16 protein-coding genes are annotated in these 17,596 nt (G+C 46.2%); 15 read left to right on the forward strand and 1 reads right to left on the reverse strand.

The annotated features are described in order from the left end of the window. Positions 1–364: 364 nt before the first annotated feature. The 14 genes from R7P36_RS20575 (at position 365) to fliJ (ending at position 15,085) form a co-directional block, all read left to right on the forward strand. Positions 365–1,495, forward strand: coding sequence for a flagellin (locus R7P36_RS20575; protein ID WP_005380449.1), 1,131 nt, complete (start codon positions 365–367; stop codon positions 1,493–1,495). A gap of 92 nt (positions 1,496–1,587) precedes the next feature. Continuing rightward, a complete protein-coding gene (gene flaG, locus R7P36_RS20580; protein ID WP_005384493.1) occupies positions 1,588–2,022 on the forward strand; it encodes a flagellar protein FlaG in 435 nt (144 codons plus the stop codon). A gap of 21 nt (positions 2,023–2,043) precedes the next feature. Further along, a complete protein-coding gene (fliD, locus tag R7P36_RS20585) occupies positions 2,044–4,038 on the forward strand; it encodes a flagellar filament capping protein FliD (protein WP_053306694.1) in 1,995 nt (664 codons plus the stop codon). A 3-nt stretch (positions 4,039–4,041) separates the two neighbouring features. Beyond that, positions 4,042–4,347 carry a flagellar protein FliT gene (locus R7P36_RS20590; RefSeq protein ID WP_005380456.1) on the forward strand — a complete coding sequence of 102 codons (306 nt, stop codon included), beginning with the start codon at positions 4,042–4,044 and terminating at the stop codon, positions 4,345–4,347. Between the two features lie 12 nt (positions 4,348–4,359). Next, positions 4,360–4,770 carry a flagellar export chaperone FliS gene (gene fliS, locus R7P36_RS20595; protein ID WP_005380457.1) on the forward strand — a complete coding sequence of 137 codons (411 nt, stop codon included), beginning with the start codon at positions 4,360–4,362 and terminating at the stop codon, positions 4,768–4,770. 287 nt (positions 4,771–5,057) lie between these two features. Further along, positions 5,058–6,524 carry a sigma-54 dependent transcriptional regulator gene (locus tag R7P36_RS20600; RefSeq protein ID WP_213900063.1) on the forward strand — a complete coding sequence of 489 codons (1,467 nt, stop codon included), beginning with the start codon at positions 5,058–5,060 and terminating at the stop codon, positions 6,522–6,524. A 199-nt stretch (positions 6,525–6,723) separates the two neighbouring features. After that, positions 6,724–7,755, forward strand: a complete 1,032-nt coding sequence (locus R7P36_RS20605) for a sensor histidine kinase (protein WP_213900064.1) — start codon at positions 6,724–6,726, stop codon at positions 7,753–7,755. Positions 7,756–7,791: 36 nt separating this feature from the next. Further along, positions 7,792–9,201 (forward strand): sigma-54-dependent transcriptional regulator, encoded by a 1,410-nt coding sequence (locus R7P36_RS20610; protein WP_213900065.1) that lies wholly within the window; start codon positions 7,792–7,794, stop codon positions 9,199–9,201. Between the two features lie 122 nt (positions 9,202–9,323). Continuing rightward, positions 9,324–9,635, forward strand: coding sequence for a flagellar hook-basal body complex protein FliE (fliE, locus tag R7P36_RS20615; RefSeq protein ID WP_005384482.1), 312 nt, complete (start codon positions 9,324–9,326; stop codon positions 9,633–9,635). Positions 9,636–9,649: 14 nt separating this feature from the next. After that, positions 9,650–11,392 carry a flagellar basal-body MS-ring/collar protein FliF gene (gene fliF, locus R7P36_RS20620; RefSeq protein ID WP_005380462.1) on the forward strand — a complete coding sequence of 581 codons (1,743 nt, stop codon included), beginning with the start codon at positions 9,650–9,652 and terminating at the stop codon, positions 11,390–11,392. Further along, entirely contained in the window at positions 11,385–12,440 is a 1,056-nt protein-coding gene (fliG, locus tag R7P36_RS20625; protein ID WP_005380470.1) for a flagellar motor switch protein FliG, read from the forward strand. The genes fliF and fliG overlap by 8 nt, the downstream gene beginning before the upstream one ends. A 71-nt stretch (positions 12,441–12,511) precedes the next feature. Then, a complete protein-coding gene (gene fliH, locus R7P36_RS20630) occupies positions 12,512–13,312 on the forward strand; it encodes a flagellar assembly protein FliH (RefSeq protein WP_213900066.1) in 801 nt (266 codons plus the stop codon). Between the two features lie 3 nt (positions 13,313–13,315). Continuing rightward, on the forward strand, positions 13,316–14,635 hold the full coding sequence (gene fliI, locus R7P36_RS20635; RefSeq protein WP_046875538.1) for a flagellar protein export ATPase FliI: 1,320 nt from the start codon (positions 13,316–13,318) through the stop codon (positions 14,633–14,635). Between the two features lie 6 nt (positions 14,636–14,641). Continuing rightward, a complete protein-coding gene (gene fliJ, locus R7P36_RS20640; RefSeq protein WP_005380474.1) occupies positions 14,642–15,085 on the forward strand; it encodes a flagellar export protein FliJ in 444 nt (147 codons plus the stop codon). Between the two features lie 40 nt (positions 15,086–15,125). On the opposite strand, the gene R7P36_RS20645 is transcribed toward fliJ, so the two are convergent. Continuing rightward, positions 15,126–15,440 carry an NIPSNAP family protein gene (locus tag R7P36_RS20645; RefSeq protein WP_033907108.1) on the reverse strand — a complete coding sequence of 105 codons (315 nt, stop codon included), beginning with the start codon at positions 15,438–15,440 and terminating at the stop codon, positions 15,126–15,128. A gap of 280 nt (positions 15,441–15,720) precedes the next feature. On the opposite strand from R7P36_RS20645, the gene R7P36_RS20650 reads away from it, so the two are divergent. Beyond that, a complete protein-coding gene (locus R7P36_RS20650) occupies positions 15,721–17,574 on the forward strand; it encodes a flagellar hook-length control protein FliK (protein ID WP_213900067.1) in 1,854 nt (617 codons plus the stop codon). Positions 17,575–17,596 lie beyond the last annotated feature (22 nt).

Consider the following 17,596-nt stretch of genomic DNA (forward strand, 5'->3'; position numbering starts at 1 on the left):
TCTATCGCAAGCGTCAAGCTCAATCCTTGCGCAAGCGAAACAAGCGCCAAACTCAGCGCTAAGTCTGCTAGGTTAATTTCAAACCTAAGACGAGAACCTCATTGGCTCGTGGTGAGAGATGAGCGAGTAAACCCAGCTTCGGCTGGGTTTTTTTCTGTCTTTTGGGGCCCCAGGATTTCTGCGAATCACGACATTAGAGCTTCATCACATTTCAGTAAGCCAAAGAAAATAATCGCAAAAAATTGAAAATTTCTTCTAAAGGATATTCATCGGTCGCCGTTAAAGGGACTGAGAGAAATGAGATGTACCTAAGTGAGGTGAGAGACACGACGGTACATTCACTAAAGCCTTAAGGAGATCAATTATGGCGATTAACGTTAATACTAACGTTTCTGCGATGACTGCACAGCGTTACCTAAACCAGGCAGCTGACGGTCAACAAAAATCAATGGAGCGTTTGTCTTCGGGTTATAAAATCAATAGCGCGAAAGACGATGCTGCAGGTCTACAGATTTCAAACCGCTTGAATGCACAAAGCCGTGGCCTAGACATGGCAGTGAAAAACGCAAACGACGGTATTTCTATTGCACAGGTTGCTGAAGGTGCAATGAATGAATCTACCAACATCCTACAACGTATGCGTGATCTTTCGCTTCAATCGGCGAACGGCTCTAACTCAAAAGCAGAACGTGTAGCGATCCAAGAAGAAGTAACAGCGCTAAACGATGAGCTAAACCGTATTGCTGAAACTACCTCTTTCGGTGGTAACAAGCTTCTAAACGGTACTTACGGTACTCAATCTTTCCAAATCGGTGCGGACTCAGGTGAAGCAGTGATGCTTTCTATGGGTAACCTACGCTCAGACACTTCAGCAATGGGTGGTAAGAGCTACGCAGCAGAAGAGGGTAAGGACGCATCTTGGACTGTTGGTGAGAAAACAGAGTTCAAAATGAGCTACACCAACAAGCAGGGTGAAGAGAAAGAGCTATCAATCAGCGCTAAGCAAGGCGATGATATTGAGCAGCTAGCGACATACATCAACGGTCAAAACGATGATGTAAAAGCCTCTGTTGGCGAAGATGGCAAACTACAAGTATTTGCTTCTTCTCAAAAAGTTGAAGGTGATGTTGAGTTTTCTGGCAACCTAGCAGACGAGATCGGCTTTGGTGGCCCGAAAGACGTAACAGTGAAAGACATCGACGTAACCACAGTAGCTGGCTCTCAAGAAGCAGTAGCGGTTATCGACGGTGCTCTTAAGTCCGTAGACAGCCAACGAGCTTCACTCGGTGCTTTCCAAAACCGCTTCAACCACGCAATCAGCAACCTAGACAACATTAACGAGAACGTTAACGCGTCTAAAAGCCGTATTAAAGATACTGATTACGCGAAGGAAACCACTGCGATGACTAAGTCGCAAATTCTTCAGCAAGCAAGTACTTCAATCCTGGCTCAAGCGAAGCAGTCTCCATCTGCAGCGCTAAGCTTGTTGGGCTAAGTGGTAAACCCAGCCTGAGGTCAACACCTTAGTGCTGGGGCACCAAAGCGATAGATTCTATCGTTAGCCCATAAGGTGGAAGGGAGATTGTAATGGATATATCCTCCTACGCATCGAACATCCAGCCTTACGGCACGCCAAATGGCACAAAGTTTGCAAATAAAAATGGCAATGATATAGGCACGTCTAGCCCAGCAAATTCAAATGGTGAGATTTCGCCGCAAAAAGCGAAAAACACCGAATACGATTTCTCTGTTCAAGCTGCGATCGAGATGGCTGAAAGCCGTCAAGAACTGAACAAAGAAGAACGTGAAAAATTGGTCGCACAAATGAATGAATTTGTCACGTCCATAAACAAAGGAGTCGCATTTCGAGTGGATGAAGAATCCGGACGAGATGTGGTGACGATTTATGAAGCCAATACCGGTGACGTGATTCGTCAAATTCCTGATGAAGAAATGCTAGTGGTATTGCGTCGCCTAGCTGAGCACACAGCCAACAGCGGGTTGTTGACTGAAAAAGTGTAAGTCGTTTTTAGAGGTGATTTGATGAGTTTAGGCCCTTTGGGGATGTCTGGCGGCATGGATATTAATTCCATGGTCAGCAAAATTGTGGATGCCGAACGCGTACCAAAGCAGCAACGCATCGACAACGAACGCACGACAATTAATGCCAGTATCAGTGCTTACGGACGACTCAGAGAATCACTGGATACGATGAAAAATCTCATGGCGAACTTTCGCCAGGAGAAAGCATTTGCCGTTCGCACTGTCGAAACGACCGATGACAATATCGTATCTGCCACGGCAACCACAGATGCTATCGCTGGCAAATATGCTATCGATGTGTTGCAGCTTGCTCAGAGCCATAAAGTCGCTTCTGACGTATTGCCAGAAGACGCAAAATTTGGCCCTGGTAAGCTGCAGATTTCGCTTGGTGATGAGCGTTTTAATATCGATGTTCGTTCCCGATCTAAGCTCATCGATGTCGTACGTGGCATCAATGGCGCTAAAGATAACCCTGGCGTTCGTGCATCTCTTATTAACGACGTCGAAGGTCCACGCCTTATCCTTGCTTCTAACCTCTCTGGTAAGGATCATCAAATCAGAGTCAGTGTGGAGGCAGAAAAAGGCAACCCTCTTAAATATTTCGAATACCAAACACTTGAAGACCGCGTCAACGCGCTTGAAGAAGCTCGTTCAGCGGCGGAAGATGTCTTAGGTCCTCTTAAATTTCCGGAACAACCAGCAGAAGAGCTGGATGTAAACGGCAATCCTCTACCTCCAGAAGAGCAAAAAGCGGCAGACGATGTACAAGATGATGCATCGCAGGCGCCAATCTCTGCGGCGGGTGCAGAAGCAGCCAAAGCTGGTCAAGAAGCCATTGATGAAGCCAACCGACGCGCGAGCTTACGCCCTGAAGACAGAATTCCAGGGTGGACAGAAACTGCGTCAGGTACTTTGTTGGACTCTTATGAAGAACCAGAGCTCGAACTCGACGAAAAGGCAATAGAGAAGGCACCAGATGTACCAGGCTGGAATAATGCCGCATCGGGCACCCTAACCGATTCTTACGTTACGACGAAAGAGGCTAAGCAGCTTCTTGAGCAAGAAAAAGCGGAAATCGAGCAAAAAATTGCGAGTGAAAAGCAAGCGTTAGACGAAAAAGTGGCACGTGGTGAACTTTCCGAAGCGCAAGCTAAGCAAATTCATCGCGCTAAACTTGATCCTCAAGAACGTGAGCGTCTGGAAAAAATTGATGAAGCAGAAGCGAAAATCGCAAAGGCACAATCTGCTTTTGAAGAATACCTTGGGATGACAGAAGTACAAGCAGGGCAAGATTCAGAAGTTCTGCTTGATGGCGTGGCAAAGCTATCTAGCCACAACAATGTGATTGAAGATGCGATCGAAGGTGTTGATTTAACACTAAAAGGCAAATCAGAACCGAATAAACCGCCTGCTGAAATTGGTGTCGAGTACGACCGTCAAAGTGTACGCAACGATATCGAAAACTTTGTGGCAGCGTATAACTCGTTTTATCAAACCTCCCAAGCGTTGGCGAGTGTGGATCCGGTAACTGGTCAAAAAGGGCCGTTGTCAGGTGACAGCACCGTACGCAGTGCAGATTCACGATTAAAATCGGTCTTTTCTACTCGAATCGATAAAGCACCTGAAAACCTAAAGTCCTTAACAGAATTTGGCATTACGACCACACGTCAAGGCACCCTAGAAATCAACTATGACATGCTAGACCGCCAGTTGAACAATAACTTCAACGAGTTAGAAAAGTTCTTCGGTGGCAACACAGGTTTTGCTAAACGAGTAGAAGATGCGATTCACGGTATCACAGGTATTACAGGCAGTATTCGTACTCGAGAAAAAAGTCTCACAGAACAAAACTACCGTTTGAGTGACGATCAAGCGGCATTAGATCGCCGCATGGAAAGCCTAGAGAAGCGTACTCATGCGAAGTTTACCGCGATGCAAGATGCGACCGGTAAAATGCAGGGCCAGTTAGGCGCTTTGATGAGTGCGTTGGGTTAATAAATGCAAAAAGAACTCATGGAAATTAGTGATATAGATCAACTAATTACGCAAGAATTAGAAAAAATTGATTTTAATGCTGAAGAAATTCTTCGCTTGGTCGATATCAGGGAACGGTTATTGCAAAACCTGTTACCAATTATTCATCAAAATCCTTTGGTTAAGCAGGATGCAGAGTGGCAAGCATTGCTAACTCGTACCAAAAGAATTGTCGAGCTGATGCAATCGGAAACGTCAAAGGTCGGAAAAGAGCTCCATAAGTTTCGTTATGGCCAGCGTTCACTTCAGCAGTACAAAAAATTTATTTAAAAGAGGATTACTATGCGCGGTTCTTTGCAAGCATACAAAAAGGTATCAGTCGACAGCCAGCTTAGCGCGGCTTCTCCGCACAAAGTCATTCAAATGCTTATGGCTGGTGCGATTGAGCGCCTTATTCAAGGTAAAGCAGCCATGCAAGCAGGCAATATTCCAGCAAAAGGTGAGCGCTTGGGTAAAGCGTTAGACATCATTATCGCGCTACGCAGCTGTCTATCTATGGATGACGGTGGTGATATTGCTTCAAACTTAGATTCACTGTATGAGTTTATGATCACGCAAATTTCTGCTGCTAACCATCAAAATGAGCCTCAGCTGATCGACGACGTTATCGACATTATCCGTGAGATCAAGTCCGCTTGGGACCAAATCCCAACAGAGTTTCATAATCTTACCGCTGCTGAAGTTGGTATTTAATAGTCAAAACAATGCGTTAAGATACTAGACGAATATATTTGTCAATTGCGCAACGAGTTGTGTAGCAAAGTTTCTATCAAGCTCACACCTCTCCATTGCTTGGTTGCCTTATTTTTATATTCAAATAAAATAGAAGCCATTAGTAGCCCTAATGGCTTTTTTGTTGCTGATTTTCCTATTTTGTCTATCGTAAATTGAGTGTGGTGGTTCTGCCTTCTTTAGCACCCAATTGCGCAAATCAAGGTTTGGCCGCAACGCACCTAAAATAAAGGCAATCATTCTTACTTATGCATGGTTTGGCAAAGCTGCTTGTAATTGATGATGACGCATCAAGTCGTTTAAATTTAAGCAATATATTGGAATTTGTTGGAGAAAATTGCGAAGCGGTCAGTTCTGATCAGCTCAGCGATGTTGATTGGTCTAGCGTATGGTCGTGCTGTATTGTTGGTAATATTCCAGCAGGTCAAGCGGCGAGCACGGTTATCTCTCATTTAAACAGCGCTTACCACATCCCTCTTCTAGTCATGGGCCGTTTTCCTTTGCCTGTTGATGATCTTCCAAATTTTGTTGGTGAACTAGAGCTGCCGCTTAATTACCCACAGCTTAGTGAAGCGTTACGCCACTGCAAAGATTTTCTGGGGCGAAAAGGAGTGAATGTTGTTGCTAGTGCACGCAAAAACACGCTTTTTCGCAGCTTAGTTGGTCAAAGTAGAGGTATTCAAGAAGTTCGACACCTGATCGAGCAAGTATCAAACACGGAAGCAAACGTGTTGATCTTAGGTGAGTCCGGTACAGGTAAAGAAGTTGTTGCGCGTAACATCCACTATCACTCTTCATACCGCGATGGCGCATTTGTACCTATTAACTGTGGTGCAATACCGCCTGAGCTCCTAGAAAGCGAATTATTTGGTCACGAAAAAGGCGCGTTTACTGGTGCGTTAACTGCCCGTAAAGGTCGATTTGAGCTCGCAGACGGTGGCACGATCTTTCTTGATGAGATTGGCGATATGCCAATGTCGATGCAAGTAAAGTTGCTTCGTGTATTGCAAGAACGCTGCTTTGAACGTGTAGGTGGCAATAGTACCATCAAGGTAAATGTTCGAGTTGTGGCGGCGACACACCGTAATCTAGAAAATATGATTGAAGAAGGCACGTTCCGAGAAGACTTGTTCTATCGTCTGAACGTGTTTCCGATTGAGATGCCAGCGCTGAAAGAGCGCAAACAAGATATACCATTGCTGCTGCAAGAACTGATGACACGTTTAGAGGCGGAGGGCGGACAACCTATCTGTTTTACACCTCGTGCAATCAACTCACTGATGGAGCATAACTGGCCGGGCAACGTACGCGAGTTGGCTAATCTTGTTGAGCGAATGATTATTCTGTATCCAAATAGCTTAGTGGATGTAAACCATCTACCAACCAAATATCGCTACAGTGACATCCCAGAGTTCCAACCAGAGAGCAATCCATTTGTTTCGGTGGAAGAGCAAGAGCGTGATGTATTCCAAGATATCTTCTCTGAAGATTTTAGCTTTGAAGAGCAAGACGACCTTGATCACAGCATGAACGCCCCGCAAGCGCTGCCACCGGAAGGGGTTAATTTGAAAGAGCTGCTGGCTGATTTAGAAGTTAATATGATCAGCCAAGCATTAGAAGCGCAGGGTGGCGTTGTAGCAAGAGCGGCCGACATGCTGGGTATGCGACGTACTACGCTGGTGGAAAAAATGCGTAAGTACAACTTACAGCGCTAGGTAAAGTGAAGTTTTAAGACGATATCTGAATTATCACTTGTGCTAGTTAACATCGTTTTTCTGGCATCCAAAACCGTTATCTCTGAGTGTCAACTTATTGTCGATAGCTTAACGTCCTGATAAATATAAAAAATAGCTTGGTACGCTAATTGCTTACCAAGCTATTTTAGTTTTAGCGGCGATATTTCGACAGGCAGTAATGGATAACAACACCAATCAATCCCATTTAGATTCCGTAGAGAATCAGGTTGAGCGCTACAAACAGGTGCTCGATGTGATGCCTGCTGGAGTGATTTTGCTCGATACGTACGGAGTAGTGCGTGAAGCAAATCCAGAAGCGCACCGAATTCTTGAGATTCCACTGGTTAACGAAAAATGGTTCAACGTTATCCAGGCGGTGTTTGACCCACGTGAAGATGATGGCCACGAAGTTTCATTACGTAATGGCCGTAAAGTTCGACTCGCCATCTCGGCGTCCACAACAGGTCAATTGATCCTGATTACCGATTTAACCGAAACCCGTTTACTTCAAGCTCGTGTCAGTGATTTACAGCGCTTATCGTCGTTAGGACATATGGTTGCGTCGCTTGCTCACCAAGTAAGAACGCCGCTGTCGAGCGCTATGTTATATGCATCCAATTTGGGAGCGCCAAATCTTCCTCCAGCGACAAAAGATCGCTTCCAAACCAAATTAATGGATCGACTGCACGATTTGGAAAAGCAGGTTAATGATATGCTGCTTTTTGCTAAAGGTGGTGATAATAAAGTCATTAAGCCATTCACGATTGCCCAGTTGGTAGCGGAATATCAGCCGATGGTCGAAACCGCGCTAAAAAACAACAGTATTGATTACTGCCTAGAAGTGGAAGAAGAACAAACTGAGCTACTAGGCAATGCGAACGCCATTGCATCCGCATTAAGTAATCTGGTCATGAATGCGATTCAAATGTCTGGTAAAGAATCGCAAGTCGATATTTTTTTCCGCCCGGTAAATGGTGAGTTACGCATTTCTGTGCAAGACAGCGGACCGGGAGTGCCCGAAGAACTGCAAGCCAAAATCATGGAGCCATTTTTTACCACACGTTCTCAAGGAACTGGATTAGGGTTGGCAGTTGTTCAAATGGTTTGCCGTGCCCATGACGGTCGATTGGAACTTATTTCAGAGCAGGGTGATGGAGCCTGCTTCACCATGTGCATTCCGCTAGAGCGAGTGCAAACAGAAGCGCAATAAGCGGCTTTTGGTAATAACAATTTCTGGAGAATCATAATGGCGCAAAGCAAAGTGCTGATCGTAGAAGACGATGAAGGTCTTCGTGAAGCCCTAGTCGATACTCTGGCTCTGGCAGGGTATGAGTGGTTGGAAGCGGACTGTGCTGAAGATGCACTGTTGAAGCTGAAATCGAATACGGTTGATATCGTCGTTTCTGATGTGCAAATGGCGGGTATGGGTGGCTTAGCTCTGCTCAAAAGCATCAAGCAGAATTGGCCTAACTTACCAGTATTGCTAATGACGGCGTACGCCAACATTGAAGATGCCGTGTCTGCAATGAAAGATGGCGCGATTGACTACATGGCGAAACCATTTGCACCAGAAGTGTTGCTAAATATGGTCAGTCGTTATGCACCGATAAAAAGTGAGGACAACGGTGATGCTATCGTTGCTGATGAGAAAAGTCTGCGCTTACTCGCGTTGGCCGATAAAGTGGCGCGTACAGATGCGAATGTTATGGTGCTAGGTCCGAGTGGCTCAGGTAAAGAAGTGATGTCGCGTTATATTCACAACGCGTCAAATCGTAAAAATGGTCCTTTTGTCGCAATTAACTGTGCCGCGATTCCTGACAATATGCTCGAAGCAACACTGTTTGGCTATGAAAAGGGCGCATTTACTGGTGCTGTTCAGGCATGCCCAGGAAAGTTTGAACAAGCGCAAGGTGGCACAATCTTGCTTGATGAAATCAGCGAAATGGACTTGAACCTGCAAGCGAAGTTGTTGCGTGTTTTGCAAGAGCGAGAAGTAGAGCGCCTTGGCAGTCGCAAAAGCATCAAGTTAGATGTTCGTGTGTTAGCGACGAGTAACCGTGATCTTAAGCAATACGTGTCAGAAGGAAACTTCAGAGAGGACTTATATTACCGCCTGAATGTATTCCCAATTGCGTGGCCTGCACTTAAAGAACGTAAAGGCGATATTGCACCGCTTGCCAAGCATCTTGCTGAGCGTCATTGCAGCAAAATGGGCATGCCAGTGCCTCAATTCTCGACCGTTGCGTTAGAAAAACTATTGCAATACCCTTGGCCGGGTAATGTTCGTGAATTGGATAACGTGGTTCAACGAGCGCTGATATTAAGTGAAAATGGCGACATCGATGCAGAGCACATTTTGCTTGAGGGCGTAGATTGGCAAGATGCCAATAGCTTGCAACACGTGGTGCAAAACGCAGATATGGTCGTGCCCAATGTTAAGCCAGTTGCGCAAGCTGAGAGTGTCAGCCGCCCGGTCAGCGGTGGAGAAGGCTTAGGCAGCGAGCTACGCGATCAAGAATACGCCATTATTTTGGAGACTTTGGTTGAGTGTAATGGTCGACGCAAAGAAATGGCGGAGAAACTGGGTATAAGCCCTCGAACCTTGCGCTATAAGCTTGCCAAAATGCGTGATGCTGGTATAGATATCCCGAATTAACACAGACAACGGCCATAAGACGAAAAGTGTAAGTAAATTGATTGCTAATGTCTTATGGCACGTTAATTGCTGTGTCAATAATCAGTTTTGTTAATAGTCAATCTTTTGGCTTAGAGGTGCTAATGAAAATTGATGGTATTCAGGCAGAAATGCGCGCCATGATGGTAGAAGCAACCAATACGGCTCCTACTGCAAGTGGGGCGAAAGTTGGAGCGGATTTTAACGATCTCCTAACTAAAGCCATCAATAACGTGAACACACTTCAAAAAGCATCTGGTGATTTACAAACCCGTTTTGATCGTGGTGATGCCGATGTATCCCTTTCTGACGTTATGATCGCTCGTAACAAGTCTAGTGTCGCTTTTGATGCGACGGTTCAAATTCGCAATAAACTCGTTGAGGCATATAAAGACCTCATGAACATGCCAGTGTAATTTAGGTAATAAGTGTGGCAGACAAGTCTACAGATTTAACCGTCACTGAAGGCGGCTCAGATGGTGCACTGGTAGCAAGTTCCGATGTGGATGTGGAGAGTCAAAATCCAGATCTAGAGGAGCGTAGTGCGTCAAAATTCGATATGGCAGTGGGCGACCTCGATTTACTTCGTCAGGTTGTGCTTGTGCTGTCGATATCCATCTGTGTTGCATTGATCGTGATGCTGTTCTTTTGGGTCAAAGAACCGGAAATGCGCCCACTTGGTGCGTATGAGACCGAAGAATTGATCCCCGTTCTGGATTATCTGGACCAGCAGAAAATCAATTATAAGCTTGATGGCAATACTGTTTCTGTTGAATCGAGTGAGTACAACTCGATCAAACTTGGCATGGTTCGTTCCGGCGTTAACCAAGCTACAGAAGCAGGCGATGATATTTTGCTGCAAGACATGGGTTTTGGTGTTTCACAACGTCTCGAGCAAGAGCGTCTCAAACTCAGTCGAGAGCGCCAATTGGCTCAAGCAATTGAAGAAATGAAGCAAGTTCGCAAAGCACGAGTGTTATTGGCACTGCCAAAGCACAGCGTGTTTGTGCGTCATAACCAAGAAGCGTCTGCGTCGGTATTTTTGACATTGTCGACAGGCACGAACCTTAAGCAGCAAGAAGTGGATTCTATTGTCGACATGGTAGCGAGTGCCGTGCCGGGAATGAAAACTTCTCGAATTACCGTCACAGATCAGCATGGCCGCTTACTCAGCTCAGGCTCCCAAGATCCTGCTTCTGCGGCGCGACGCAAAGAACAAGAATTAGAACGCAGCCAAGAGCAAGCGCTGCGCGAAAAAATTGATTCCGTACTATTACCGATTTTAGGTTATGGCAACTATACGGCGCAGGTTGATATCCAAATGGACTTCAGTGCGGTTGAACAAACCCGCAAACGCTTTGATCCAAACACCCCTGCGACCCGCAGTGAGTACGCACTCGAAGATTACAATAACGGTAACATGGTAGCGGGTATTCCGGGTGCGTTGAGTAATCAGCCTCCAGCGGATGCCTCAATTCCGCAAGATGTGGCTCAAATGAAAGATGGTTCTGTCATGGGGCAGGGTTCAGTTCGTAAAGAGTCCACGCGTAACTTTGAGCTAGATACCACCATCAGCCACGAGCGAAAGCAGACCGGGACGGTGGCTCGTCAGACCGTTTCTGTTGCGATTAAAGACCGTCGTCAAGTTAACCCTGATACGGGTGAAGTGACTTATACCCCAATGTCCGAATCTGAAATCAATGCCATTCGCCAAGTATTAATTGGTACCGTTGGCTTTGATCAAGGTCGTGGCGATTTACTGAATGTATTGAGTGTAAAGTTTGCTGAGCCAGAGGCTGAGCAGCTAGAAGAACCACCAATTTGGGAGCACCCTAACTTCAGTGATTGGGTTCGTTGGTTCGCAAGTGCATTAGTGATTATTGTGGTTGTGTTGGTTCTGGTTCGCCCAGCAATGAAGAAATTGCTTAACCCTACCAGCGATGATGAAGACGAAATGTACGGACCAGACGGCTTGCCGATTGGTGCGGATGGTGAAACTAGCTTGATTGGCAGTGACATCGAAAGCAGCGAACTGTTCGAGTTTGGCTCAAGTATTGATTTGCCAAACCTTCATAAAGATGAAGATGTATTGAAAGCGGTTCGCGCTCTGGTTGCGAATGAACCTGAACTGGCTGCTCAAGTAGTGAAAAACTGGATGAATGACAATGGCTAACGATATCGTACCTCAAGATGACAACGCCGCGGGAATGCCAGTAGAGCTGGATGTTTCAACCATTACTGGCGAAGAAAAAGCGGCAATTTTGTTACTGAGCCTTAATGAACAAGATGCAGCTGGCATTATCCGTCACCTAGAACCAAAACAGGTTCAGCGTGTTGGTAGTGCGATGGCTCGCGCGAAGGATCTCAGCCAAGACAAGGTATCTGCTGTTCATCGTGCGTTTTTGGAGGATATCCAGAAATACACCAACATTGGTATGGGCAGCGAAGACTTTATGCGTAATGCATTGGTTGCCGCTCTTGGTGAAGACAAAGCCAACAACTTAGTTGACCAGATCCTACTTGGTACGGGCTCAAAGGGTTTGGATTCTTTGAAATGGATGGACCCACGCCAAGTGGCGAGCATTATTGTCAATGAACACCCACAGATTCAAACTATCGTACTGTCTTATTTAGAAGCAGACCAATCTGCAGAGATTTTGTCTCAGTTCCCTGAGCGCGTGCGTTTGGATCTGATGATGCGTATTGCCAACCTTGAAGAAGTTCAGCCATCAGCATTGGCAGAGCTGAACGAAATCATGGAGAAACAGTTCGCGGGTCAAGCGGGTGCACAAGCAGCCAAAATTGGCGGCCTGAAAGCAGCAGCGGAGATCATGAACTACCTAGACAACAACGTCGAAGGTTTGTTGATGGAACAAATTCGCGATCAGGACGAAGACATGGCGACACAAATCCAAGACCTAATGTTTGTCTTCGAAAACTTAGTCGAGGTGGACGACCAAGGTATTCAGAAGTTGCTGCGTGACGTACCGCAAGACGTGTTGCAAAAAGCACTCAAAGGTGCAGATGACTCGTTACGTGAGAAAGTCTTCAAGAATATGTCTAAACGTGCTGCTGATATGATGCGTGATGACATAGAAGCGATGCCGCCAGTACGAGTGGCAGATGTAGAAGCCGCTCAGAAAGAAATCTTAGCAATTGCCCGTCGAATGGCGGATGCTGGTGAGCTCATGCTATCTGGCGGTGCTGACGAATTCTTATAATTTCTATTGCTTCGCAATTATCCTATTGCGGAGCACCCTCACTTCTTAATCGAACACACAATAGGTAACCCATGGCTGGCGATAGAAAACGTGGATTTATCCGTCCTGATGAAGATGATTCGATGATCGAACCTCAACGTTGGGGGCTGCCTGATTATGGCGAGCCTAAAGCCAAACAAGCAAAACAAACCGCGTTCAACTATGACCCGGGATGGGTGCCGAATTTTGATGAGCCTGAAGAAGAGCAGCCACTTGCGCTAACCGAAGAACAAATTGAACTGATTAAGCAAGGTGCTTATCAAGAAGGCTTACATCAAGGTCAGGAAGCTGGCTTTAAGCAAGGTTACGACAAAGGTAAAGAAGAAGGGTTGCAAGCCGGCCATGCTGAAGGTCTCGAGCTCGGAAAAGCTGAAGGGGTAACTGCAGGGCAAGAATACATTCAGCAGCAAGTTGAAGCCTTTATGAACTTGGCCAATCAGTTTGCTCAACCTTTGGAGTTGATGAATGCTCAGGTTGAAAAGCAGCTGGTGGATATGGTGCTCTGCTTAGTCAAAGAAGTGGTGCACGTTGAAGTACAAACCAACCCTCAAATTATTTTAGATACAGTGAAGCAGTCGGTCGAAGCGCTACCAATATCAGGCCACCCTATTACCTTGCACCTGAATCCAGAAGATGTCGCGATTATTCGTTCAGCTTATGGTGAAGAAGACCTTGATTGTCGCAACTGGACGTTAGTTGCTGAGCCATCGCTCAATCGAGGTGACGTCCAGATTGAAGCCGGTGAATCAAGCATTAATTATCGCATGGAAGAACGCGTCAAAAGCGTATTGCACAGCTTTTGTGGCGCAAACCGTCATCAAGAGGGTGAGTAATCCATGCAAGCACTCGCTGACCGCTTAAAAAACTACAAAGTTGAAGGCCTTACGACGCGCCCTGTCGCCTCTGGCAAACTGGTGCGTGTGGTTGGGTTAACGTTGGAAGCGACCGGCTGTCGCGCACCAATTGGCAGTTTATGCTTAGTGGAAACCATGTCAGGTCAGATGGAAGCCGAGGTCGTCGGCTTTTCAGGTGACAACCTATTTTTAATGCCAAGCGAACAAATTACGGGCATTTTACCTGGCGCGAGAGTCACCCCTTTAACCAGTGACGCTGGTTTACCTGTTGGCATGGAATTACTTGGGCGCGTTATAGACGGGGTTGGGAATCCACTTGATGGACTTGGCCCTTTGTATACCGATCACCGTGCCTCTTTTAATGCCGAACCAATCAACCCGTTGGCTCGAAAGCCAATTTCTGAACCGCTCGATGTTGGCCTAAAAGCCATCAATGGTTTGTTGACGGTTGGTAAAGGTCAGCGTATCGGTCTGTTTGCAGGTTCTGGTGTGGGTAAATCGGTCACGCTTGGCATGATGACGCGAGGCACCACCGCACAGGTTGTGGTCGTCGGCCTGATAGGTGAGCGTGGACGTGAAGTTAAAGAGTTCATCGAAGAGATCTTGGGTGAGGACGGTCGTCGCCGCTCAGTGGTGGTCGCGGCGCCTGCCGATGCTTCACCTCTAATGCGCTTAAAGGGGTGCCAAACGGCATTAACGATTGCTGAATACTTCCGGGACCAAGGGTTAGATGTTCTGCTATTGATGGACTCGTTGACTCGTTTTGCACAAGCACAGCGTGAAATCGCACTTTCTGTTGGTGAGCCGCCAGCGACGAAAGGCTACCCGCCTTCTGTATTTGCCAAGCTGCCAGCGCTGGTTGAGCGAGCGGGTAATGGAAGTGCCGAACAAGGCTCGATTACGGCGTTCTTTACCGTGTTGACCGAAGGGGATGATTTGCAAGATCCGATAGCGGACGCATCGCGAGCCATTCTTGATGGCCATATTGTACTTTCTCGTGAAATGGCGGATGCAGGCCATTATCCGGCGATTGATGTCGAGAAGTCGGTGAGCCGTGTTATGCCGCAAATCACGACCGAAGAGCACGTTCTGATGTCAAAAGCGGTGCGACAGGTCTTGTCTATTTGTCGCAAGAATCAAGATTTGGTCTCGATTGGAGCGTACAAACCGGGTACCGATCCTGCTATTGATGGCGCATTTACTTTGAAACCGAAGTTAGACGAATACTTGCAGCAGAGCATGAAAGAATCGGTGCCATACGATATGTGCGTCAATATGCTTAGAAACATTTTGGGTGGGTGATAGCGCGTGAATAATGCGATGGAGTTTCTACTTGAGCAAACTAAGGATCGTGAAGACCAAGCTGTGCTTGCACTGAACAAAGCGCGTTCTGAACTCGAAGATTATTACCGTCAGGTTGAACAAATTGAAAAGTATCGGCTTGATTATTGCCAGCAACTCGTCGACCGTGGTCAGGCGGGCCTAACGGCAAGTCAATATGGACACCTAAATCGATTCCTTACCCAGCTAGATGAAACTTTATCTAAGCAAAAGCAAGCAGAAAGTCATTTCAAAGAGCAGGTTGAAAACTGTAAAGAATATTGGTTAACCGTGCGTAAAGAACGCAAATCCTATGAGTGGATGATAGACAAACGCGAAAAAGAGAAACAACTTGCTGAAGCTAAGCGCGAACAAAAGCAAATGGACGAGTTTTCCACCTTACTTTACAGTCGAAAACCACATCGTTTCTAAAGGTTATCGGTTCGATATTGCATTACGGTGTTGCAGTTGACTACATCTCTACCGTTTCAAGTAAGGTAACTTTGATTGAGTCTTGTTCAATTAGCTCAAATACCTTCGGTCGAATCTCGCGAACCCACCACTCGTTGTATGTTTTTTCGTAGAGAGCCTGGCGTGCTTGTTCATTGTCGAACTCTCGAAGCCAAACAAAATAGTCATGTCCATCATCACCAGTGTGGACGTAAGTATTCAGTACACGCATGCCTTGTGAGCGTTGATAGGGCAACAGTTCTTCCTTCATCCAACTTAGCCACTGTTCTGTTTTGCCTGCTCTGATTCTATATTGGCGTAATTCTGTGATCTTCAAAGTGATTCCTTAATTGTTAAGCCAAGTGTCTGTTTACGCTTATCGTTTTTCAAAGTCAATCAAGTAGCTGTACATCATGTTAGGAACCAGGTTATCGGATAGTATTGTTGATGTTTGTTCCATAAACATGCCATCTATTAGCTTGCCGAGAATTGGCCCAATATTGTGGTGTGATTTTTGCATTTTAGCTGTCAGTGTCGGGTCTTTTTGACCTTAGTTTGCCGCCAGTATTGCTGCCTGCCAGCGATATACTCAGAGCCACGAGAACGAGAGTTTCTAGATGAGTGTGAATTTGTCCCATGTATCTGCGACTACCAAGACGCCAGTTTCTGATGTGTCCGCTAAAGCGTCCGCAGAGAGCACTGAGAGCAAGGGATTTTTAGAAACGTTAACCGATGCATTTGCTGGTAAACAAAAGCCCGAAAAAGTAGCAACAGAATCGACAGTGGTTGAAGAAAAAGAAAGAGCGGATGTAGGCAGTACTTCTTCTGCTAACGTCTCGGACGAATTGTTGGCGCAAGAAAGCCAAGAATCCGTCAGTGACGGAACCCATGATTTTGATGAAATATCAGCAAACAAACCGAATGCAACCTTAAGTGAAGAAGTAAGTTTACAAAAGGCGAGTAACAGCACACCTTTGGAGCATGATGTTGAAGCTATTGAAAAAGTGAAATCAACATCAATTGATACGAGTAACCCATCAAATACAATGGACGTAAAAAGCACGATGGGCGAAGGACAACAGCTTCTTGGTCGAATTGAACAAGCGAATCAAGCCCTGAATGCGAGTAATGCATCCATCGATAGTGGCAAAGTTTTGCCTCAGAGAGCGAATTTAGTACGTTCGTTCCACGAGCAAGCAACCGTTTCGGCAAACCTTGATGAGTTGGCTTTGAATGAAACGCCATTAGTTCATTCGCTTGAACAAGCACAGATGATCCCAGGGCAAGACTTAGAGCCAATTTTAGATAAGAATGGTCAACCTATCGATGTCGACAAACTTTCGCCTGAGTTTGCTGCTTGGCAAGAGCTAGCGAAACAAGCCAGCCATCCGACGGCTAAGAGCGCGGTCAGTGGTGAAGTAGCTAATGAGCTGTCGCCGTTGTTAACAGATGTTGATGGTTCTAACATCGACGCGCTTCCACGAGTCTCCTTGGATGAACTTGAAATTATAGATACCAAGTTGGCGCAAGGAAAACCACTGACTCAGCAAGAAGCTCAGATCATTGAAGGGTTGAAACAAGGAAGGATCACGGCAGATATTCCTGAGCAAGACCTTGCCCAATTTGTTGCGCTCCCTAATGACATTAAACAGATTTTCGCAGAGCAACAAGTACAACATAATTTAACTCGCCAGGCTGGACCTATGGCAGTGTCTCAGCAAATCCAGCATACAGCGGCTCAAGTACCCCAGCCACAAACTGCTCATAGTGGAGAAAAAGTCGCATTATCTCCAACGCCCGATATGTTGATAGCCGCGCAAGTGCCGACGTCGCTTCAAGGTGTGAAAGACGGAGAGATTAGCCAGAAAGTGATGAACGCAGCATTGGCGACTGGTGCGCTAAAGGCGACTGCGGATAGACAAGATAAGCCGGACCTCCAACACGGCTTCGCTGGACAGCTTCAGGCTATGGCAGGTCAGCAAGGAATTAATGTGCAGCAACAAACGCGTATTGATGCTGCACAACAAGCTCAGCTTCCGTTGCAACTAACTAAAGAGCTAGCCAACGAGCAAGTTGCGGAAAAAGTGCAAATGATGATGTCGAAGAATCTGAAAAATCTCGATATTCGTCTTGATCCACCAGAGTTAGGTCGTATGCAAATTCGTATGACCATGAATAATGACGTTGCCAATGTACATTTTACAGTGAACAACCCGCAAGCTCGTGACATTATTGAACAGACGCTCCCTCGTTTGAGAGAAATGCTAGCGCAACAAGGTATGCAGCTGGCTGATTCTTCCGTCCAACAACAAAACAGTGGGCAACAGCAAGGTAGGTATACTGCTGAACAACATGCTCAAAGCGCGCAAAGTGGCGGTTTCTCTGGACAGTCCGAAGAGGGTTTTGAATCTGATGTCAATCTGGATTTGAATGTCGCTTCAAAGCGTGATGGAATTAGTTTTTACGCATAAAAGGCCGTTTAACGGCAATGGC

Source organism: Vibrio sp. 397 (assembly GCF_033339395.1).
GTDB lineage: Bacteria > Pseudomonadota > Gammaproteobacteria > Enterobacterales > Vibrionaceae > Vibrio > Vibrio alginolyticus.

Excerpts from the sequence above, each read along its gene's own strand:
- R7P36_RS20575 (WP_005380449.1), top strand. The coding sequence starts at position 365 with ATGGCGATTAACGTTAATACTAACGTTTCTGCGATGACTGCACAGCGT.
- flaG (WP_005384493.1), top strand. The coding sequence starts at position 1,588 with ATGGATATATCCTCCTACGCATCGAACATCCAGCCTTACGGCACGCCA.
- fliD (WP_053306694.1), top strand. The coding sequence starts at position 2,044 with ATGAGTTTAGGCCCTTTGGGGATGTCTGGCGGCATGGATATTAATTCC.
- R7P36_RS20590 (WP_005380456.1), top strand. The coding sequence starts at position 4,042 with ATGCAAAAAGAACTCATGGAAATTAGTGATATAGATCAACTAATTACG.
- fliS (WP_005380457.1), top strand. The coding sequence starts at position 4,360 with ATGCGCGGTTCTTTGCAAGCATACAAAAAGGTATCAGTCGACAGCCAG.
- R7P36_RS20600 (WP_213900063.1), top strand. The coding sequence starts at position 5,058 with ATGCATGGTTTGGCAAAGCTGCTTGTAATTGATGATGACGCATCAAGT.
- R7P36_RS20605 (WP_213900064.1), top strand. The coding sequence starts at position 6,724 with ATGGATAACAACACCAATCAATCCCATTTAGATTCCGTAGAGAATCAG.
- R7P36_RS20610 (WP_213900065.1), top strand. The coding sequence starts at position 7,792 with ATGGCGCAAAGCAAAGTGCTGATCGTAGAAGACGATGAAGGTCTTCGT.
- fliE (WP_005384482.1), top strand. The coding sequence starts at position 9,324 with ATGAAAATTGATGGTATTCAGGCAGAAATGCGCGCCATGATGGTAGAA.
- fliG (WP_005380470.1), top strand. The coding sequence starts at position 11,385 with ATGGCTAACGATATCGTACCTCAAGATGACAACGCCGCGGGAATGCCA.
- fliH (WP_213900066.1), top strand. The coding sequence starts at position 12,512 with ATGGCTGGCGATAGAAAACGTGGATTTATCCGTCCTGATGAAGATGAT.
- fliI (WP_046875538.1), top strand. The coding sequence starts at position 13,316 with ATGCAAGCACTCGCTGACCGCTTAAAAAACTACAAAGTTGAAGGCCTT.
- R7P36_RS20650 (WP_213900067.1), top strand. The coding sequence starts at position 15,721 with ATGAGTGTGAATTTGTCCCATGTATCTGCGACTACCAAGACGCCAGTT.